The 19264-nt window shown below is 68.2% G+C and carries 16 protein-coding genes and 1 riboswitch; of the genes, 7 read left to right on the forward strand and 9 right to left on the reverse strand.

Features of this window, described 5'->3' with window-relative positions:
• Positions 1 to 21: 21 nt before the first annotated feature.
• Positions 22 to 1086, reverse strand: a complete 1065-nt coding sequence (locus AC5JCN_RS00110) for a putative urea ABC transporter substrate-binding protein (RefSeq protein WP_495752967.1) — start codon at positions 1084 to 1086, stop codon at positions 22 to 24.
• A 68-nt stretch (positions 1087 to 1154) separates the two neighbouring features.
• Positions 1155 to 1262: riboswitch (guanidine-I (ykkC/yxkD leader) on the reverse strand.
• 174 nt (positions 1263 to 1436) lie between these two features.
• The gene (locus tag AC5JCN_RS00115) at positions 1437 to 2717 is read right to left on the reverse strand and encodes a TadE/TadG family type IV pilus assembly protein (RefSeq protein ID WP_495752968.1); all 1281 of its coding nucleotides are present in this window, start codon (positions 2715 to 2717) and stop codon (positions 1437 to 1439) included.
• Positions 2718 to 3132: 415 nt separating this feature from the next.
• Here AC5JCN_RS00115 and AC5JCN_RS00120 point away from each other — a divergent pair, with 415 nt between their 5' ends.
• Positions 3133 to 4104 (forward strand): FecR domain-containing protein, encoded by a 972-nt coding sequence (locus AC5JCN_RS00120; protein WP_495752969.1) that lies wholly within the window; start codon positions 3133 to 3135, stop codon positions 4102 to 4104.
• Between the two features lie 29 nt (positions 4105 to 4133).
• The gene (locus AC5JCN_RS00125) at positions 4134 to 6947 is read left to right on the forward strand and encodes an EAL domain-containing protein (protein WP_495752970.1); all 2814 of its coding nucleotides are present in this window, start codon (positions 4134 to 4136) and stop codon (positions 6945 to 6947) included.
• A gap of 19 nt (positions 6948 to 6966) precedes the next feature.
• Here the strand turns inward: AC5JCN_RS00125 and AC5JCN_RS00130 are convergent, their stop codons facing one another.
• Together AC5JCN_RS00130 and AC5JCN_RS00135 are read right to left on the reverse strand one after the other, a co-directional pair.
• Positions 6967 to 7863, reverse strand: coding sequence for a DUF2950 domain-containing protein (locus tag AC5JCN_RS00130; RefSeq protein ID WP_495752971.1), 897 nt, complete (start codon positions 7861 to 7863; stop codon positions 6967 to 6969).
• Between the two features lie 14 nt (positions 7864 to 7877).
• A complete protein-coding gene (locus AC5JCN_RS00135) occupies positions 7878 to 9368 on the reverse strand; it encodes a DUF3300 domain-containing protein (RefSeq protein ID WP_495752972.1) in 1491 nt (496 codons plus the stop codon).
• Between the two features lie 246 nt (positions 9369 to 9614).
• Here AC5JCN_RS00135 and AC5JCN_RS00140 point away from each other — a divergent pair, with 246 nt between their 5' ends.
• Positions 9615 to 9893 (forward strand): hypothetical protein, encoded by a 279-nt coding sequence (locus AC5JCN_RS00140; protein ID WP_495752973.1) that lies wholly within the window; start codon positions 9615 to 9617, stop codon positions 9891 to 9893.
• 126 nt (positions 9894 to 10019) lie between these two features.
• Positions 10020 to 11609: an acyl-CoA dehydrogenase family protein gene (locus AC5JCN_RS00145; protein ID WP_495752974.1), complete on the forward strand. Its 1590-nt coding sequence runs from the start codon at positions 10020 to 10022 to the stop codon at positions 11607 to 11609.
• Positions 11610 to 11615: 6 nt separating this feature from the next.
• Here AC5JCN_RS00145 and AC5JCN_RS00150 read toward each other — a convergent pair whose 3' ends face one another.
• The gene (locus AC5JCN_RS00150; RefSeq protein ID WP_495752975.1) at positions 11616 to 12893 is read right to left on the reverse strand and encodes a hemolysin family protein; all 1278 of its coding nucleotides are present in this window, start codon (positions 12891 to 12893) and stop codon (positions 11616 to 11618) included.
• A gap of 254 nt (positions 12894 to 13147) precedes the next feature.
• Between AC5JCN_RS00150 and AC5JCN_RS00155 the strand changes: the two genes are divergently transcribed.
• Positions 13148 to 13381, forward strand: a complete 234-nt coding sequence (locus AC5JCN_RS00155) for a hypothetical protein (RefSeq protein ID WP_495752976.1) — start codon at positions 13148 to 13150, stop codon at positions 13379 to 13381.
• Positions 13382 to 13721: 340 nt separating this feature from the next.
• Here the strand turns inward: AC5JCN_RS00155 and AC5JCN_RS00160 are convergent, their stop codons facing one another.
• From AC5JCN_RS00160 to AC5JCN_RS00175, 4 genes are all read right to left on the reverse strand, one after another.
• Positions 13722 to 14192 (reverse strand): hypothetical protein, encoded by a 471-nt coding sequence (locus AC5JCN_RS00160; RefSeq protein ID WP_495752977.1) that lies wholly within the window; start codon positions 14190 to 14192, stop codon positions 13722 to 13724.
• 45 nt (positions 14193 to 14237) lie between these two features.
• Positions 14238 to 14471 (reverse strand): hypothetical protein, encoded by a 234-nt coding sequence (locus AC5JCN_RS00165; RefSeq protein WP_495752978.1) that lies wholly within the window; start codon positions 14469 to 14471, stop codon positions 14238 to 14240.
• A gap of 134 nt (positions 14472 to 14605) precedes the next feature.
• A complete protein-coding gene (locus tag AC5JCN_RS00170) occupies positions 14606 to 14992 on the reverse strand; it encodes a hypothetical protein (RefSeq protein ID WP_495752979.1) in 387 nt (128 codons plus the stop codon).
• Positions 14993 to 15120: 128 nt separating this feature from the next.
• Positions 15121 to 16854 carry a peptidoglycan-binding protein gene (locus AC5JCN_RS00175; protein ID WP_495752980.1) on the reverse strand — a complete coding sequence of 578 codons (1734 nt, stop codon included), beginning with the start codon at positions 16852 to 16854 and terminating at the stop codon, positions 15121 to 15123.
• Between the two features lie 82 nt (positions 16855 to 16936).
• Between AC5JCN_RS00175 and AC5JCN_RS00180 the strand changes: the two genes are divergently transcribed.
• Positions 16937 to 17809, forward strand: a complete 873-nt coding sequence (locus tag AC5JCN_RS00180; RefSeq protein ID WP_495752981.1) for a c-type heme family protein — start codon at positions 16937 to 16939, stop codon at positions 17807 to 17809.
• A gap of 61 nt (positions 17810 to 17870) precedes the next feature.
• Positions 17871 to 19253 carry a serine/threonine-protein kinase gene (locus tag AC5JCN_RS00185; protein ID WP_495752982.1) on the forward strand — a complete coding sequence of 461 codons (1383 nt, stop codon included), beginning with the start codon at positions 17871 to 17873 and terminating at the stop codon, positions 19251 to 19253.
• Positions 19254 to 19264 lie beyond the last annotated feature (11 nt).

The raw sequence follows: 19264 nt of genomic DNA on the forward strand, positions 1-19264 counted from the left end.
CGGCCGCCCCGCCGCTCGCCGTCAGGGCTTCGCGGCCGCCATCCAGGCGTCGGTGAAGCGGAACTTCACGTTGGCCTTGTCGCCCAGCACGGTCCCGTCCGCGAGCTCGATGCCCACCACGTCCTTGGAGGGCGCGTTGTTGCCGAGAAGGTTGTGCTGGAAGAGGAAGCTGCGGACATTGTCCATCGTCTTCCCCACCTCCGGGCTGCGGGCGAAGGCAGCCGCCTCGTCCGCCTTGTAGAACATGCGCGTCGTCTTGAGCTGTGCTTCGAAGCCCGCGAGGTCCGTGGCAGAGGCCTTGCCCATCGCCTCTCGCGCCGCCTTCCCGGCGGGCGTTTCGGCCGACATCACGGCCATGGTCTCGTACCAGATGCCGGCGAGCGCCTTGCCGAGGTCCGGGTTGTCCTTCAGCGTCGCGGTGTTCACGACGAGCAGGTCCATGATCTCGCCGGGGATCTGCGAGGAGTTGAACACCGAGGTGGCGTTCGGGCTCTTCAGGATCTCCGCCACCAGCGGGTTCCAGGTCACGACGGAGGTGACGTCCTTGGTGGCGTAGGCGGCCACCATGTCGGCATCCGACGTGTTGACCACCTTCACGTCCTTCTCCGACATCCCGACCGTCGAGAGCGCGCGGGCGAGCAGATAGTGGGAGACGGAGAACTCGACGAGGTTGACGGTCTGGCCCTTGATGTCGGCCAGCGCCTTCTTGTCCTTCAGGATCACGGCGTCGTTGCCGTTCGAGAAGTCGCCGATGATGACGGCCGTGGTATCGACGCCGCCCACGGCGGGGATCGACAGCGCGTCCATGTTGGTGACGGTCAGCGCGTCGAAGCCGCCGGCCGTGTACTGGTTGATGGACTCGACATAGTCGTTGACCTGCACGACGTCGATCTTGATGCCGTACTTGTCGGCCCACTTCTTGACGATGCCCTGCTCCGCCGCCCACGGCCACGGCATCCAGCCGACATAGATGGACCAGGCGAGGCGGAACTCGGTCTTCTTCTCCGCTTGGGCCGACCCCGTCGCGAGGACGACGGTGAGGGCGCAAGCGGCCAGGCTCTTCGTGATCAGCGTCTTCAATGTCATCGCCCACTCCACGGCTGTTGGGCCTGCGGAACTGGCATCGACCCGAGTGCCAGTACCTGGCCACTGAGGTCTCCCGGGATTTTATCCCGCCGTGCGCTCCACGGATGTCTCCCGCGGAGCCGGCAGCTCTCGGACCAGCCGTCGCGGAGCGACGCGGAACCCTAGCCACCAACTCAATACGGTGAGCTTTGCAATGGGCGTGCCAGAGGGGCCGTGCTGCCGGAGCGCGCGTCTTCAGACGCGCTCTTTGCGACTGAGGGGGAACGAGCGGGTCTGAAGACCCGCGCTCCAGGCCCGGCGTGTCGCTAAATTGGGCAGGTGGCCAGAAAGCAGGCGAAGCTTCCGGTGCCTCACTTGGCGAGGTAGGGGGTGCGCAGGGAGTACGCGATCTTGTCCCAGGCAGCCTGGAAGGCGGTGGCATCGGCCGCGTCGAAATAGTAGGTCGCGTCCGTGGCGCATTTCGACAGCATCGTCTTTGCGGCCGTGTTCGTGACCATGAACGCCACCACGAAGACCTCGATCTTCTGAGCCTTCATGTTCGTGCAGAGGGCGGATGACGCCGTGTCTGCCGTCGTCTGCGACGTTCCGTTGTGAGTGCCGTCGGCGGACATGCTCACCGTGTTTTCGCCGTCCGTCATCAGCACGACTGCCTTGCGTGGCTTGCGATTGTTGGGGTCGTAGGCAGCGGCCTCGGTGTAGGGCACCGAGGAGGACAGGACGTTCCAGCCCCATGTCAGGCCGCCCGGGACATAGGTGCTGCCCGAAGCCTTCATGTTGCCGATCTGGGTCTTGAGATTTGTGAAGTTGGTCGAGAGTGGCTGGACAGGAATGACGGGGCAGGGGCTGGTAGAGCCCTGCACGATCATCAGGCCCGGATAGGCCGGGGATGTCGTATCCACCGTGTTGTAGCCGACCCGGGATGTCGCGCAGCCTGACCAGATGTAATTCGTGATCGTGCAGTTCTTGCCCTTTTTGTCGCAGTTTGTGCTGGTCGAATAATCTGCCGGCACGTTCATCCACGAAGCGGAGCGATTAGCGGTTCCGACGTTCACGTACTGCGTGAACGGAACAAGGCCGATCTTGACGCTGGCCTGCGGGTCGGAGGTGAGCGTGTCGATCAACTTCTTGGATTGAGTGATGAGGTTGGCGATTTTGGTCTGCCCGTTGGAGGCCGGATCGCCCATCGAGCCGGTGTTGTCGAGGACGAGTGCGAGCTCGAGCTGGCTGTCCTGGCCGCGGATGGTCTCGGACGAGGCACTCAGGCTCCAGAAGGTCTGGCCGATCAGCTGCGTGACCGTGCTCTTCACGCGCGCGCTCAGCGTTACGGTGATGGTGCGCTTGTCGGCGGAGATGCTGCTCGTGGTTGTGAGGTCCTGGAGGAAAGAGGAACTCGTGGCGAGCTGGGCGCGGGCGAAGGTGTCGACCGCACTCTGGACCTGCTGCGCGGTGGAGAGCGTGTAGCGGTTCGCGGCGAGCGCCGACGCGTCTGCGATCGTCTGCAGAGTGGTTCGTGCGTGGGAATACCGCGAATAGTCCAGGCTGCAGCCGATGGCGACAACCAGCGGGACGAGGGACAGCGCGAACGGCACTGCCAGCGACCCCCTCGTGTCCTTACGGAACTTCCTAAACATGGCACTCTCCTTCTGAAGAAGAGTGAACCGCATTCGTTTGAACATTTTGCTAAGTTGCAAAAAGGTGGGAAGTAAACAACCAGTTACATTTGTTGACAGCCTTTAACGGCCTTTCACATGTCCAAGATGGACTACAGCATGTCCTGAGAAAGAAAAAGGAGCCCTGCTTTCGAGACCGAAGAAACAGCAGCCAGTAAATTCATACGGTGCCGGCGGAACGTCTCCGCCACGCGGCTTCCTACTTCCGATCGGGTGGCTTTTGCATGCCTCGTCCGACGACTCATCGGATTGTCCCTAGCGACTTCATGCAGCTAAGTACCTGAAATTATTGACTTAAGCTCAGCCATTCAATCTGCTTTGCAGAAAATCAAGAAGTTCATGCCAGCGTTGCTTGGTTTCCAGGTGAGAGCGTGACGTGTCCCAGATCCGCGTACTAGCCAGCGCATTTGCGCTTCTCCTCGTCTCTCTGTGTGCTCCGGCTCAGGCCCAGACCTGGACGGTCGAGCGCGTGCAGGGCCCGGCCTGGATCCAGGACGGCACGAAACGAACTCCTGTCGAGGTGGGCGTCGTAATCGGTCCGGGCGTGCAGATCATCACTGCTCAGGGCGCGCGCGTGAAGCTGACTGGCCCGCAGGGTGGGATGATGGTCGGCCCCAACACCTCGATCGAGATGCGCCCTGGCATGGCTGGTCTCGAGACGACGGCTGTCCAGCGCAACGGGGTGGTCGAGTTCAATCTCACCAAGCACCAGCAGCCTTACTTCTCCGTCGAAACGCCTGCCATGGCCGCGGTGGTCAAGGGAACGCGGTTCGTCGTGATGGTGGCCGGGCCGCGGAGCGATGTCGGCGTCCGCGAGGGCGTCGTCGAGGTACAGGACTTCCGGTCGGGGTCGATGGCAACGCTGCGCGCCGGCGAGCGCGCGGCGACACGACAGAGCCTTTCCGGGCTTCTGGTCGGCGGGCCGGGCGCCCTTCCGACCATCCGCCCGGGCATGCCACGCGCTCCCCTCGTCCGCCCTCATCGCGTTCTGAACGCACCGCCGGTGGGCACCGCCTGGCAGATCGGCAATGATGGCTGGGCGACGGTGACGACCCAGGAGGGACAACTGGCCGCCGCCAAGGCCAGGGCGTCCGGCCCATCCGGGAAGGCGAACGGCCGCGACAATGCCGCCGACGGCGAGGCGGATGCCAGCAACGGACGCAGCGTTGCCGCGCGGGCAGCCGGAGGCAAGGCCGATGGCGGTACATCCTCTGCCGCCGCGAACGGAAAGGCCGGCGGCGCCGGCAACAGCAATGCCGGCGGAAATGGCAACGGCAACGCCGGTGGCAATGGAAACGGCAACGCCGGTGGGAACGGCAACGGCCGCGGAAACGGCAGGGGCGCCTGACGGCGCGGCATCGAGAGAGCGAGCCCCCGATGCCAAACCGCAACGCGACCGCAGGCGTGTACCCTCACGGCGTGCGGCGCGGCCTGGTCGTCGTCGCGCTCGCATGCGCCGCCGCGGCGCTCTGGCTCGGTGGCATTCTCTCGCCGCTGGCCGACGCGCTGCGTGACCAGAGGTTTTCGGTTTCGCCCCGTCCTGCTTCGGGTCGTGTCGTCGTCGTCGCAATCGACAGCTACAGCCTCTCGCGCGTGGGCATCTGGCCATGGCCGCGCGACGTGCATGCGCGCCTGGTCAATCTGCTCGCCGGCTTCGGCGCGGCCGACATCGCTTTCGACGTCGACTTCAGTTCCCGCTCGACCCCTGAAGGAGACCAGGCGTTCGAGAGCGCGCTCGCCGATGCGGACGGGAAAGTGCTTCTCGCGGCCATGCGTTCGCTTCGCTACGACGGCAAGGCCGAGCGCAAGATCATCCCGATGCAGCGCTTCGCCGAGCACTCCTGGCTCGGCCTCGTCGACGTTTTTCCCGACAGGGACGGCGTGCTCAGGCGCTTTCCGGCCGGTGCCGTCGTCGACGGCGTGAACATGCCGTCCATGCCGGTGCTGCTGGGCGGGCGCATCGATCCACCCCAGGGCGGCATCGGCATAGACTTCTCGATCCGGCAGGAAACGATCGAGCGGATCAGGGCGGCCGACCTGCTGGACGGCAATGTGCATGCCGACCGGGTCAAGGGCCGCAAGGTCATCATCGGCGCGACGGCGCCCGAGCTGCGCGACGTGTTCCACGTTCCCACGGCGGTCGCCATGCCGGGCCCCGTGGTGCAGGCGCTCGCCACCGAGACTCTCCTGCAGCGCAGGGAAATCCGGGACGCCGGGCTGCCCGCAGGCTTTGCGGCGCTCGCCATTCTGACGCTGGTAGCTCTCGTCGGCGCTCCCAGGCTGCGCCTGCCGGCGACGCTCGCCGGTGCGGCGGTCCTGGCACTGTGCATCGAGGCGGTCGCGATCTCCGTTCAGGTCACCCGCGGTATCTCCGCCGACACGTCCGTTCTCCATGTCGCGCTGCTCTTCTTCGTCTGCGGCGCAGTCGGGGCGGAGGTGGCGGAACGCCGGCGGCTGTGGCTGGCTGCCCGGGCCCAGTCCCAGGACCTGCGTGCGCTGCTCGACCGGGTCATCGACGACAACTTCACCGGGATTCTCGTCGTCGACCGCGAAGGGGTCGTGCGTGCGGCCAGCCGTGTCGCCGGAGACATTCTGCGCCGCTCGCGCGAGACGCTCGTCGATGCAGCCGCCGGGGACGTGCTGCCCCGCGACCTGCACCTCGCGGTAGCCGCGATGCTGGCGAAGGCAGTCCAGCCGGACAGGCCGCAAACGCGCACCGGCGAAACCGTGGTCGGCAGCCGGGAGGGGCCGCGCACGATCGAATACGTCGCGACGGTCTCACGGCTGTCCTCGTCCGATCCCGACGGGGCCAGCGACGCCGGCTCCGTTGCCGTCTGCCTCACGTTCCGCGACGTGACAGAGGAGCGGGAGGCGGCACGGCGGATCGACTTCCTCGCCCATTTCGATGCGCTCACCGGGCTGCCCAACCGCAACCGCTTCATGGCCGATCTCACGACTGCCCTCTCCGGCGGAGATTCAGGGCCGGAGCGCGCGGTGCTGATCGCCGACCTCGATCGCTTCGGCTGGGTGAACGACGCCCTGGGGCAAGCGGCGGGCGACGAGGTTCTGCGCGAGGTGGCGCGGCGCATCGCCGAGGTCATCGGAAACAGCGGCATGCCTGCCAGGCTCGGCGGCGACGAGTTTGCCGCGCTTCTCACCTGCGGGGACAGCACCGCGCTCGAAGCTCTCGCCGGGCGGCTGGCCGCTGCCCTCGCCGAACCCCTCGACCTGTCACGGGTGCGCGGGCCCATGGCGATCAGCCTGGGCCTCGCGCCGCTGGCGCCGGGGGATAGCGCTGGCTCGGCACTGAGGCGCGCCCATCTCGCGCTCGCGCGAGCGAAGTCTGAAGGCGGGGCTCGTTTTCACATCTATGACGAGGAGCTCGAGCGCGCCGCTGCCGAGCGGCGTGAGATCGAACAGGATCTCTGGGTCGCTCTCGCTGACGAGCAATTCGAGGTCCACTACCAGCCGCAGATCGATCTCGCGACAGGAGAGGTGACGGGCGCGGAAGCGCTGTTGCGCTGGCATCGGCCCGGCAAGGGGTCGGTGTCACCCGGGGTCTTCATTCCACTCGCCGAAGAGCTTGGCCTGATCCACCAGATCGGTGCGTGGGTGCTGCGCAAGGCCTGCTCGGACGCGGCACAATGGCCGAAGCCGATCAAGGTGGCTGTCAACGTCTCCGCAGCGCAGATCGCCCGCGGCGACCTTCCCGACACCGTTGCCGCGGCGCTGGCCGAAAGCGGACTCGGGGCTGACCGGCTGGAACTGGAGCTGACGGAATCGCTCTTCCTCGAAGCAGATCCCAGCCTGGGCGCGATGCTGTCCGACCTTCGCGCGCGGGGCATCGGGCTCGCGCTCGATGATTTCGGCACCGGCTACTCCTCGCTGGGCTACCTGAAGTCGTTCCCCTTCACCAAGCTCAAGATCGACCAGTCCTTCGTTCGCGATCTGCCGCACCATGCGGGCTCGGCGACGATCGTCGCCGCGCTCTTCACGCTGGCGCGCGGCCTGGACCTGTCGGTCGTCGCCGAGGGGATCGAGACGGAAGAGCAGCGCGTCTGCCTGTCGACGCTGGGGAGGATCACGGGACAGGGGTACCTGTTCGCCCGGCCGATGCCGAACGGGCGCTTTCAGCGTGTCCTGGACAGGGCGGCGCCGGGATCACGTCCCGCCCTGCAAGACGCCGGCTGACCTGAGGCAGACCCCGGCCTCAGGGCTGCACGGGTTCCCATCCCGGTCCGGGATTGAAGGAGCGCATCTTCAGCGCGGCCTGCCGTGTGTCCGCGCCGAGGTTCTTCTGCCAGACCTGGCCCCGCTGGTCGCACAGGAAGGTCATCACCCCCGTCTCGCCCCATGTCTCCGGGAAGGCCATGAGGGCGAAGCCTGCCAGGAGCCGTCCGCTCACCTTGTAGTCATAGGCTCCACCCGGCGCATACGGGCCCTGCTCGGTGAGGATGCGGTAGACGTAGCCACGGTAGGACTGCAGCTTGCGCGGATCCCCAGCCTCGTGGGCGATGCGATCGCCGAGGGGGCTGCGGTCTGCGGGGTCGCGCGGCTCCCACCACAGGCCGTCCTGGCGTCCGGGCGAGCTGATCAGCCGGGCCGCGTACTGCTGCACGGGCTGGCCGTCGCGCAGCTGGGAGAAGTATTCGCGCTGGGCAGCGACATAGTCGCTGCAAGCGTTGATGGCCTCGGTTTCGTTGCGGCCGATGCGCCTGTCCAGGATGATTTGCTTGCCGGCCGCGAGGTCGAACCGCCACGCCTCCCCCTCCTTGCGCAGCGGAATGGGGAACTCCCAGCCGCCGCTGCCGAAGGTCAGTGCGGTCGTGCCATCCGGGCGCTCCGCCTTGCCGCTGCCGTTTTCGGCCAGCGCCAGGAAATCGTCGAGCCGCTTGCGGTCGGTGTCGGCATCGCCGGACGACAGCAGGTCTTTCGCGCCCGGACCAAAAATTCGGTCGAGCATGCCGCCCTCCGGGCTCCGGGCAGCCTCGACGAGCGACTTTGCCGCATCATCGGGCGAAGCGAAGGTCTGCTGCGCACGGGCCTGGGGAGCGCCCGCGAGCGCCGTTGCGAGCAGGGCGGCGAGAAGGAGGAGGAGGTTTCGCATGACTCGTTTCCTTCTCAGCGCCCGCGGCCGCCACGGCCGCCGCCGCCGCCGCGCTGGATCTGTTGCCGCCCGCCTCCGCCGCCGCCCATCTGGGGCCGGCCCCCGCCACCGCCCATCTGGGGCCGCCCGCCTCCGCCGCCGCGGTTGAAGTCGGGACGGGGAGCGCTGGCGGGGCGCTGCACCGCCTGACGGCTCGCCGCGCCGCGCTGCTCGAACTGCTTCGATGCGCCACCGAGCCGGGCATCTCCGAACGCCGTGTCCCGGGGTGGCGCAGGCCGCGTTGCCGGCCGTACAGCACCGGGGTTCTTGACCTCGGGCCGCTTGCCTTCCGGTCTCTTGGCTTCCGGCCGCTTGGCCTCGGGCCTCTTGACGTCGCGGGTATCCGGAAGCTTCGGGTTCTGGATCGCGGGGCGTGTCTCCGGCCGCTGGCCAGCGCCGCCTGCATTCGGCCGGCTGCCGGGCTGAACGGCCGGGAGCGTCGTCGGCCGGTTCAGATTGCCCGGGGCAGACGGCCGGTTCGCCGTTCCACCCCCGGGCCGCCTGTCGGGATTGGCCAGTCCCGGCTTGGACCCCTGACCGGGGCGGTAGCGGTCCCCATCGGGCCGCCAGGGCCGGGTGTTGCCGTTCCCGGTGTTGCCGCCCCCGATGGTGTTGCCGCCGCCGACAATGGTGTTGCCGTTGCCGATATTGACGTCACGATCGATGTTGATGTTGTTGTTGCCGTTCCAGCCCGGCCGGTAGCCGGGATAGCCGGGCCAGCGCGGCGGATAGACCCAGCCGCGGCCCCAATCCCAGACATTGTCGACCGCCACGCCGACCGCGACACCGAGCCCGAAGCCGATGAGGCCGGAGGCGACGTTCGAACCGGTCACGTAGGATTCGTCGTAGACGAGCATGGGATCGTAGGCGGGCACGTAGATCACCTGCGGGTCCGTCGGCTCGATGACGATGTACTCGGTCTGGCTGGTCCCCTGCTTTTGCGAGGTGACGCGCTGCTGCTTCGTCGTCTTCAGGGACCCTGCCTTCTGCGCTTCGCGCCGCAGGTCCTGGATGACCAGCGCCACCTCGTCGGGCTGGTTGACGAACGCGTCGCCAAGGTCGGTCGTGGCGTCGAGGTCCGCGTTCAACTTCTCGACCAGGTCCGGGAAGCGGGCCAGCGCCTTGACGGATGGGTCCCAGGCCTGAGCGTCGATGCCGGAGAAATCCTTCTTGGCAATTGCCGCCTTGTTTTTCGAGAGCCAGCGGGAGGCCTGCACGATCTCGATCGGGTAGGCGCTGGCGGGAAGCAGCTGGGCGAGCAGGGCGTCGGGGAACAGCGCGTAGGGCGCCAGCAGCTTGCGCAGCTCTTCGCGGGTGAAGGCGGTGTCGGCGGGAGTTTCCGCCGGGGCGGCCACGGCGGGCTGTGCCGCGTCCTGTGCCCGCGCAGCAGGCGCGGCGGCCCACAAGGCCAGCACCATGCCCATCGCTGTCCCGGCGATCCCGCCGAGTGTCCGTGCTGTCAGCATACGCGCGTCCCCCGCCGCATGGGTCCGGCTTCGTCGCCCAATGACCCACCTTACGTGCGGCATACGTTAAGCTGAAGCTCAACGAGACTCAAAGCATTTAGCCATCGGAACTCAATCCGACGGGACTGGAGGGGGCCGGGTCGTGCCCCGTAAACCATCGGTGCCGACGCCGACCGGGGCACCCCGGACGGTCTGGAAACAAGCCGGGTCCCGAGCGTTGTGGGTCTTCCAGATGGAGGACTTGAAATGCTGAAAACCACCATGATTTCCCTCGGCGCGCTTTGCCTGCTCGCCACGGCCGCTCCCGCCCAGGAGGTCCGCATCGGACCCGGCGGCGTCACGGTAGGGCGTGACCACGATGACAACTGGGAGCGCCGCCAGTGGCGCCGCGAGCACCGGTATGACCGCGAACGGACGGGCACCATCGTCGAGCGCCGCTACGGCGAGCGCTGCCGGACCGTTGTCATCCGCAAGGAGACTGACGACGGCGACATGGTGACGCGCCGCGTCCGCCGCTGCGGCTGACCCACGGCTTTCTCCGGCGCGGCGCAGGGATTTGTCCCCGCCCGCGCCGGTTGACCCGGCTGGCCCGCGCGGCGCATCGTCCCCGGCACGCGCGGGGCCCACCCGCCCGGCACGGACGGGCCATCGATGAATCAGCCGCCTCTCTTTCTCGACCGCGACCTGTGGGGCGAGGACGCGGCGTTGCGGGAAGCGGTCGTCGCGAACGGCGGCGACCCAGGGCGCCTGGGGCTGGCCGCGTTCGGGCGTGAGTGCGGCTCCGCCGAGATGGCCGAGTTCGCGCGCGCCGCAAACAAGAACCCGCCGAACCTCCGAAGCCTCGACCCCCGCGGCGAGCCGCTCGACACCGTCGACTTTCATCCGGCCTGGCACATGCTGATGGATCACGGCATGGCCGCCGGGCTGCATGTTCCCGTCGGGCTGGCCGGTGCGCCACAGGGCGGTCACGTCGGGCGTTCGGCGCGTCTCTATCTCGAATGCCAGGCCGAGGCGGGACATGTCTGCCCGCTCACCATGACGCAGGCGAGTGGTGCCGCGCTGGCCCGCGAACCCGGCCTTTTCGCCCGGCTGGCGCCGAAGCTGGCCGGCCGCTCCTACGACCCCGGCTTCGTGCCGTGGTGGGAGAAGGACGCCATCACCATCGGGATGGGCATGACCGAGCGCCAGGGCGGCACGGACGTGCGCAGCAACGAGACACGGGCGGTGCCGGACGGCGGCGCTTGGCGGATCGACGGCGAGAAATGGTTCATGTCCGCGCCGATGTGCGATGCCTTCCTGGTGCTCGCGCAGGCGCCTGCAGGGCTCACCTGCTTTTTCCTGGCCCGGCACCGGCCCGACGGCGAGGTGAACGGCCTTCGCTTCAATCGGCTGAAGGACAAGCTGGGGAACCGGTCGAACGCGTCCTCCGAGGTGCGGTTCGAGGCCTGCCACGCCGAGCGCGTCGGGCCGGAAGGCGAGGGCATCCGGACGATCCTGTCGATGGTCCAGATGACGCGGCTCGACTGCATCGTCTCTTCGGCCGCGATGATGCGGCTGGGGCTCGCCATGGCCGTGCATCACGCCCGCCACCGCAGTGTCTTCCAGCGCAGGCTCGTCACCCAGCCGGCCATGCGTCCGGTGCTAGCCGACCTCGCGCTCGAGGTGGAGGGCGCGACGGCGCTGGCCCTCAGGCTGGCGCTCGCCTTCGACGGCGCCGGCGATGCGGAGCAGGAGGCTTATGCGCGCATCGTCACGCCGGCTGCCAAGATGCTCGTCTGCAAGACGGCGCCCGACCTCCTGGCCGAGTGCATGGAAGTGCTGGGCGGCAATGGCTACGTCGAGGATTTCGGCCTCGCGCGGCTCTACCGGGAGGCGCCGGTCAACGCAATCTGGGAGGGCTCGGGCAACGTCATGGCGCTCGACGTGCTTCGCGCCCTGCGCAAGGCGCCGGACGCTGCCGCCCGGCTGCTCTCGCGACTGGCTGCCGACGCGACCGCAACGGGCCGTGCCGCTGCGCGGGAGGCCGCTTCGCTCGCCGGGGGAGGGGACGCGGAGCAGCATGCCCGCAGGATCGCGCTCGTCATCGCCAGGCTGGCCGCGTCGTCGGCGCTGCGGCGAACGCAACCCGCATTGGCGGCGGCTTACGAGGAGGCCCGCCTTTCCGGATCGGGCCGCGGCCTGTGGGGGGCGGCCTCGGTGCCGGAATCAGACACGCTAATCGCGAGGGTCCTGCCGGAGTAGGCAAGCTCACGCCTCGCGTATGGCCAGCACCTTGTCGATGCGACGCCCGTCGAGGTCCACGACCTCGAAGCGCCAGCCCATGGTCGTGACATGGTCGCCCGTCGCGGGCAGCTGGCCCATCGCGTGGATGACGAAGCCGGCCACCGTGTCGTAGCCGCGATTGTCGGGAAGGTCGATGCCGAGCCGCTCCGCCATCTCGTCGGCCGGCATCCATCCCGCCAGCAACCAGGAGCCGTCGTCGCGCTGGACGGCCTCCGGCTCCTCCGCACCCTCGTCGGACTTGAATGCGCCGGCGATGGCGTCGAGCAGATCGGCGGGCGTGACGATGCCCTCGAAATGCCCGTACTCGTCATGAACCAGCGCGACCGGCACGTCGGCGTTGCGCAGCACGTTGAGGACGCCGAGTGCGTCCATCGTGTCGGGCACGATCGGCGCTTTCCGCACGTACATCGCGATGTCGAGCGGCTCGCCCCGCATCAGCGGGCCCATGAGCTCGCGCACCTGCACCACGCCGACGATGTTGTCGGCCTCGCCGTCGGAGACGGGCAGCCTTGCGTGCGAGGTCTGCGCCAGCCTGGCCCGTTGCGCGGCAGGGCTCTCGCCGAGGTCGAGCCACTGCACCTCCGTCCGCGGCGTCATGACGGCACGGACCGGCCGGTCGCCGAGGCGCAGCACCGCGGAAATCATCTCCTGCTCCTCGCCCTCGATGACACCCGCCGACTGGGCCTCCGCGACGATGGTGCGCAGTTCTTCCTCGGTCACCACCGCGTCGGCCTGCCCTGCGTCGCCGAAGATGCGGAAGATGAGGCGGGTGGACGCGTCGAGCAGCCAGACCACGGGCGAGGCGACGCGCGAGACGAATTTCATCATCGGCGCGACGAGGCAGGCGATGCCCTCGGCATTGCGCAGGGCGATGTTCTTGGGCACGAGCTCGCCGATCACCACGGACAGGTAGGTGATCGCGCCGATCACCGCGACATAACCCACCGTGTCGGATGCGGCGCGCGAGAGACCCGTTCCCACGAGGATGTCGGCCAGCTGGCGGCCGAGCGCGGCGCCGGAGAAGGCACCCGCGAGAATGCCGACCAGCGTGATGCCGATCTGCACCGTGGACAGGAAGCGGCCGGGATCCTCTGCAAGGGCCAGCGCCGTGGCCGCCCCACGGCGGCCATTGTCGGCAAGCGTTTTCAGCCGGACCTTCCGGGCAGAAACGATGGCGAGTTCGGAGAGCGAAAACAGCCCGTTCAGGGCAATCAGGAAAACGGCGACGAAGAGTTCAAACACTCTCTGCGAGGTCCGCCCGGGCGTCCGGCGCAGACCCCTCCACTCTGTTGACGGGAGCCGTCAGGGTCGCATTCGCCCGCCCCCGCGTCAAACGCCCTCCCGCGGCCATCCCGTCGCGGAGGCCGCCGGCGCGGTTTCGTGCCGAGCCGGTTGTGGCGCACTTCACAGCGGCGGATGCGATGAGGTCCTACGCCTTGGTCATGGGCGCTGGACGCCCACCGGCCGGAGCGCCGGACAGGACTGGGGAGATCGCCATGACCAGCCGCAGCGCCCACGCCGGATCCATCCGCACCCGCAGCCCCGGTCTCGCGCAGCCCTTGCCGACATGGCTGGAGCGCCTCGGCATCTCGGCTGCCAACGAGCCCGCCGGCCCTGCCGTCCGGGTCGTGCTGGAGCGGGGTCCGGCTGCACCCTTCCGGCCCGTCCGCAGCCTGGCTGGCCGGACTACCACGGTCATCGCCGGCTCCCAGCTCGACGTCGTCGCCTGAAGCGAGACAGGTTGGGGATCGCAGGCAAGAGCGCTGCCGGAGCGCGGGTTTTCAGACCCGCTTTGTTTCGGTCATGTGAAAAGGCAAGAGCGCGTCTGAAGACGCGCGCTCCGGGTGGGAGCGCGGGTCTTCAGACCCGCCTTTTTATTCTAACCACAGGCAAGAGCGCGTCTGAAGACGCGCGCTCCGGGTCGAAGCGCGGGTCTTCAGACCCGCCTCCATATTCCAACCACAGGCAAGAGCGCGTCAGGAGTCGCGCGGTCCCGTGTCGGAGCGCGGGTCTTCAGACCCGCACTTTTCGCTGGGAGGCTCCGAGCGCGTCCGCCGACGCGCCGTCCGATCAGAAGGCGTGGAGATCGCCGTAGGATGCGAGCGAGGAGCTCGCGCCGTGCACGGAGACGCTGGCGTCGTCCCCCATAGCGGAGCCGGACAGGACCTGGGATGCCACCGCGCTGACGGGGCCGACAACGAAGTTGCCCAAGCCGTTCCCGCCGATGGCCGTAGCGCTGTTTTCGCCGCCGATGTCGAGATGGGCCAGGGGCCCCTCGACATGGCCTGAAATGTCCTGGTGGGCGGCGGCCGAAATGCCGCCGAGAACCGCGTTGCCGATGCCGTTGCCGGCGAGCGCAAGCGCCTCGTTGTGACCGAACAGGGCATGGTCCTCAGGACCGCCCTGGAACGACTGGCCGGCCAGGGCGCCCACATGTCCGGCGACGATGTTGCCGACGCCGTTGCCGGCGAGGACGGAAGCGAGATTGAACGCCCCGTGAAGGTCGGCACCGAAAGCTGCTGCCCAGCCATGGTCGGTCATGACGGCGTCTCCCTTGCCCGTGGGGCGGCACGGCCGCTCGCGGCGTCAGTGGAACTTGCGGCGAATGTCGGAGGGGTCGAGGCACAGCGTGGTGCGCACTTCGTCGAAGGAATCGACGATGTCCTCGATGGCCGTGCCCTCGACGAGCATTTCCTGGAGCACGCCCGCGACCATCACGACGATGTCGTCGTAGTCCATGCCTTCGGTGAGCTCGAGGATGGCGTCGCCCTCGTCCTGGCGTTGCATGTCGCCGGTGTGCTGAGCAAGCCGCGTGAACATCTCTGCCTCCTGTCGCCCGGCCCCGGGGGCCGGGTTTTCGTTCGATTAGGCCAGTGTCCCTCTTTGGGACGGCCTCCGCTGTGACCCGTCTCACATCGGGCCGGTCTTTCGGCCCTGAACCGCCAGCAGCCCCCTCACGTCCGGTTCCGGAGCCCGGCCAGGAGCGTCAAGGCTCCCGCAAAGGCAATGACGAGGGCAGCGTCGACATCTTCGAGCAAGAAACCGGCCAGCCGCGCAAAGGCTCCGTCCCCTGCAGCGCAGCCGCCGATGGCGGCGCCACGACCGAGACCGCAGAAGGACGCGTCGGGCCAGTAGCCGAGCTGCAGGCGAGCCATGAGGCTCGATACCAGGAGGATCCCCGCCAGCCACAAGGCACCGGCGCCGACCGCGGCGAGCCCCATCGCGAAGCGTCCGTAGTCAGGGCCTCCCTTGGGCTTGCGCACGCCCCGCACCGGGGGTGCGGCCGTCGCCACGGGCAGGCCGTGCGGCTCGTCCGGCATGCTGAAGAGAAGCGTGAGCATGGTGTCCTCCGCCGTTGGCGCCGGCGAGAGCCGGTCTGGGCGAGGGCGCACCATGGACGCCGCGATCGGCCGCGGGCTGTGAAGGAGGTCACACGTGGGGGATTGGCAACGGCAGCGGCGGCGGCCGCTCAGTCGGCTGCGAGCAGCGCCTGGTACTGGTCGAGGGTGAGGAAGCCGGTCTCGGCGACGCCGCGGCTCTTCTGGTACCAGCCGATCGCCTCGCGCGTCATCGGCCCGAGATTGCCATCCACCTTGCCGGAGTAGAGGCCGATATCCCGCAGCTTCTCCTGGATCCGCCGGCGCTGGTCCTGGCCGAGCTTGGCCTCGTCCAGCGGGATGGACGGCCTGGACGATTCCGCCGCTGGCGGGGGAGGCTGCACGGCGGGCTGGGGCTGGGGTTGCGGCTGTGCGGCCTGAGTTGCCAATGCGGCGAGCTTCTGGGCCGCGTCGGCCTCCGCCCTCTCCTTCGCCTCCTTGGCCCGGTCGGCCTCGGCGCGGGCGAAGGCTGCCTGGTCCTCGAGCGCCTTGGCCTGCGTCCTGACGCGCTCGGCCTCCGCGAGAGCCTCCTGCTTCGCCTTTTCGGCGCTGGACAGGGCCTCCTGCTTGGCCTGCTCGGCAGAGGAGGCGGCCTCCTTGCGGATCCGCTCGGCCTCGGCGATGGCGTCCCTTCGTGCCTGCTCGGCCTTCTGCGCTTCCGCGAGCGCGTCCCGGCGGGCCTTGTCGGCTTCCGCCTTGGTCCGCTCGGCCTCGGCGAGGGCCTTCTGCGCCTCGGCCTGGGCGCGCTGCGCCTCCGATTGTGCCTTCTGCGCCTCGGCCTGCGCACGCGCCAGATCAGCCTGCGCCTTGCGGCTGTCGGCTTGCGCCTTCTGCGTCTCGGACTGAAGGACCTGGACGCGGCCCTCCTCGTCCCGGGCCTTCTTCTCGGCGGCCTCGCGGGCCAGCCTCTCGGCCCTCAGCTTGGCCTCGGTCTCCGCCTGCTTCGCCGCGTCCTCGGCCTGGCGCGCGAGGTCGGCGGCGGGCGGGGCTGCCGGTTGCTCCGCCGCCGGGGCGGGGCCGGACAGGTCGACCGGCGGCGCGGTGCCCACGACAAAACCAAGATCACCCGCCGCGGCAACCCTTGCTGCGTCGGCGAGGCTCGATCCGGGAGTCCGGAGCGCCTCGGCGAAGGCGGATGCCGCGTCCATGCCGGCACCATCGACTCGCGAGAGCGGAATCCTGGGCGAGTTCGAGATCGTGGCCACCACGTTGGGCAGCACGTCGGAGGCATATTGCGGGCGGGAGTCGAGCCCCTCCATCGCCTGCGGGAACGACGGCACCGTCATGAAGAAGAAGACGCCGCCCTGCTTCGCCCGGCTGACGATCTGGGCGATGTTGGCCACGGCTAAACCACGGGACATCAGGTCAGTCGCCCGGCTGATCTCGGTGTTGGCGGGCAGGAAATAGGTCTGGCCCCCGGTGGCGATGCCGTGGCCGACGAGCACGGCGATGGCGAGGTCGGCGCCGGACGTCTTGACCGAGAAATCACGCAGGCTGGCGCGGCCGCCCGCATTGGTCGGGTTGGCGGCGAAGATGACGTCGTAGCCGCGCTCCTCCAAAGCCCCCGCGATATCCCGGGCGCGGCTCACCCCGATCGTCGATTTCGGCAACCCTGTGTAGTCCTCAGCCGCAAGAACAAGCGCTACGCGCGATCCTGCGGCCGCAGGCGATGGCATGAGGGGTGCAAGTGTGAAAAGGCACAGCACGGCGAAAAAGCCGGGCGTAGCACCGAGAAGGCGGATCAGGCCTGCGGTCCGGCAACGCCGGGCACGAACGGTCCGGGACCCGACTGCACATCCCAACTTCTGGTTCACGGGCGTTCCCATGGTACCGCTTCACCAACTGGGCTATGAATTGAACGGAGTTGACCGGACAAGGACATTTCAGTCGGCGGTTGGGGTTTTTCGCATGGGCTTGAGGCTGAGATTCAACCTGATTTTGGCCGTCTGCTACGTGCTTGGGCTTTGCCTGTCGCTTTATCCTTTTTATCATCTCTCCAAGCGTGAAGCCATAGAGCAGCTGCAGTCGCAGGCCGATGTGCTGCGCGCGCAGGCCCTTGCCGTGCGCAAGTACACGTCGGAGGAGATCCAGCCCCTGCTCGCCGACCAGTCGAGCATCCAGTTCCTGCCGCAGACGATCCCGTCCTTCTCGGCCCAGACAGTGTTCCGCAACTTCCGGGACCAGTACCCGCAATTCTTCTACAAGGAAGCGGTGCTGAACCCGACCAACCCGGCGGACCTCGCACATGACTGGGAGGCCGAGCTCATCGAGAGGCTCCGCCAGAACCCGGGGATCTCCAGCGACGTCAGCTACCGCACCGTCGACGGTGTCACGCACTTCACCGTCAGCTATCCGCTCATCATCAAGAGCGAGTCCTGCCTCGCCTGCCACTCCACGCCTGACAAGGCGCCGCGCTCCATGGTGGCGCTCTACGGCAGCAAGAACGGCTTTGGCTGGAAGCTGAACGAGACCGTCGGCGCGCAGATCATCTCCGTCCCCATGACGGTGGCCGAAGCGAAGATCTGGTGGAACCTGGCGCTCTTCGTCGCCATCACCAGCGCGATCTTCCTGGTGCTCCTTCTTCTCCTCAACGTCATGCTGAACCGGTACGTCATCGGCCCGGTCACCCGCATGGCGAAGACCGCCGAGGCGGTGAGCATGGGCGACGATTCCGTGCCGGAATTCGAGTACCCCGGTTCGGACGAGGTCGCCTCGCTTTCGCGCTCCTTCAACCGCATGAGGCGAAGCCTCGACAGTGCCATGAAGATGCTGGACCGGTGACCAAAGGCCGCCCCACCCTCCTCCCGACCGGACGCGCCGCGCCGCGGCGGGGAGGTGCGGCATGAGCGGGGCGGGACGGGGAAGAATCCCTGCCAAGGTCGGCAAGTACCGGATCGACGGCGTCGTCGGGCGTGGCGCCTCCGGCATCGTCTACAAGGGCTATGACGAGCAGATCGACCGGCCGCTCGCAATCAAGACGTTGCGCCCCGACCTCCTGGGCGACGGCCCGGAGAACGAGGAGCTTCTGAAGCGCTTCGCCGCCGAGGCACGGTCGGCGGGACGCTGCCTGCATCCCAACATCGTCACCGTGTTCGACTTCGTCGAGCACGAGGGCGCGCCCTACATCGTCATGGAGTACGTGGACGCCGGGACGCTCGAGAACGTCATCGCGTCGGGGGCGCTGCTGCCCGTTCGGCAGGTCGGCGAGATCATGGCGCAGCTGCTTCTCGCGCTCGACCACGCCCATTCCAAGGGTGTCATCCATCGCGACGTCAAGCCGGCCAACATCCTGTGCCCCTCCGCCGCGTCCATCAAGGTCGGCGATTTCGGCGTCGCGCAGATCGAGGCTCTGAACATCACCAAGCCCGGCGGGCTCGGCGCCATCGGCACGCCGAACTACATGGCGCCGGAGCGCTTCCTCGGCCGCACGGCGGATGCGCGATCCGACATCTTCTCGGCCGGCGTCGTGCTTTTCCAATTGCTGACCGGCGCCAAGCCCTTCGTCGCCAACGACCTGCCCGACCTCATGCGGCAGCTGATGAGCCAGTCGCCGCCCTCGATCCTGACCTATCGGCCGGAGCTGTGGCCGGCCCTCGATGCCGTCGTCCAGAAGGCGATGGCCCGCAACCCGGACGACCGCTACGCGAGCGCGGACGCCTTCGTGGAAGGCCTGAACGCCGCCGTGAACGCGCAACCCTCCGACGCCTTGCCGCCGCTCGACCTCACCAAGCTCGCCGACCCGCGGCCCAGGGACGTCGCGCCCGTTGCGAAAGACGAACTCACCCATACGCTGGCCGACAGGCTGTCCCCCGCCACTCTGGATTCGCTCAGCAAGTCGCTTGCCCGGGCGCTCGGCCCCATCGCCCGGCTGGTCGTCAAAAAGGCCTCCCAGCAGGCCACCGACATCGACAGCCTGCTCGACTCGCTCTCTAGGCAGATCGCCAATCCGGAGGACATCGCGGAATTCCGGCGCCAGGCCGAGGAGACTCTGCGGCGGGACGCAGGCCTCGCTCTGGCGCAGATGGAGGCCGTTATCTCGCAGGCCGAAGTGCGCGAGACGACAGAGGCGCTGCTGCCTGTTCTTGGTCCCATGGCGCGGGTGCTGGTCGCCAGGCAGGCCGCCACGGCGGTCGGGCGCGACGACTTCATCCGCCGCCTGGCCGATGCCATCCCCAACGAGCGCGACAGGACGCTCTTCCTCCGCCGGCGTGGTAAGCTCGACTGAGCTCCAGGCCC

This window comes from Alsobacter sp., from assembly GCF_059501845.1.

Coding starts and splice junctions, on each gene's coding strand:
- AC5JCN_RS00155 (WP_495752976.1), top strand. CDS start 13,148: ATGACCAGCCGCAGCGCCCACGCCGGATCCATCCGCACCCGCAGCCCC.
- AC5JCN_RS00130 (WP_495752971.1), bottom strand. CDS start 7,863: ATGCGAAACCTCCTCCTCCTTCTCGCCGCCCTGCTCGCAACGGCGCTC.
- AC5JCN_RS00145 (WP_495752974.1), top strand. CDS start 10,020: ATGAATCAGCCGCCTCTCTTTCTCGACCGCGACCTGTGGGGCGAGGAC.
- AC5JCN_RS00180 (WP_495752981.1), top strand. CDS start 16,937: ATGGGCTTGAGGCTGAGATTCAACCTGATTTTGGCCGTCTGCTACGTG.
- AC5JCN_RS00175 (WP_495752980.1), bottom strand. CDS start 16,854: ATGGGAACGCCCGTGAACCAGAAGTTGGGATGTGCAGTCGGGTCCCGG.
- AC5JCN_RS00140 (WP_495752973.1), top strand. CDS start 9,615: ATGCTGAAAACCACCATGATTTCCCTCGGCGCGCTTTGCCTGCTCGCC.
- AC5JCN_RS00125 (WP_495752970.1), top strand. CDS start 4,134: ATGCCAAACCGCAACGCGACCGCAGGCGTGTACCCTCACGGCGTGCGG.
- AC5JCN_RS00115 (WP_495752968.1), bottom strand. CDS start 2,717: ATGTTTAGGAAGTTCCGTAAGGACACGAGGGGGTCGCTGGCAGTGCCG.
- AC5JCN_RS00135 (WP_495752972.1), bottom strand. CDS start 9,368: ATGCTGACAGCACGGACACTCGGCGGGATCGCCGGGACAGCGATGGGC.
- AC5JCN_RS00165 (WP_495752978.1), bottom strand. CDS start 14,471: ATGTTCACGCGGCTTGCTCAGCACACCGGCGACATGCAACGCCAGGAC.
- AC5JCN_RS00185 (WP_495752982.1), top strand. CDS start 17,871: ATGAGCGGGGCGGGACGGGGAAGAATCCCTGCCAAGGTCGGCAAGTAC.
- AC5JCN_RS00170 (WP_495752979.1), bottom strand. CDS start 14,992: ATGCTCACGCTTCTCTTCAGCATGCCGGACGAGCCGCACGGCCTGCCC.
- AC5JCN_RS00160 (WP_495752977.1), bottom strand. CDS start 14,192: ATGACCGACCATGGCTGGGCAGCAGCTTTCGGTGCCGACCTTCACGGG.
- AC5JCN_RS00110 (WP_495752967.1), bottom strand. CDS start 1,086: ATGACATTGAAGACGCTGATCACGAAGAGCCTGGCCGCTTGCGCCCTC.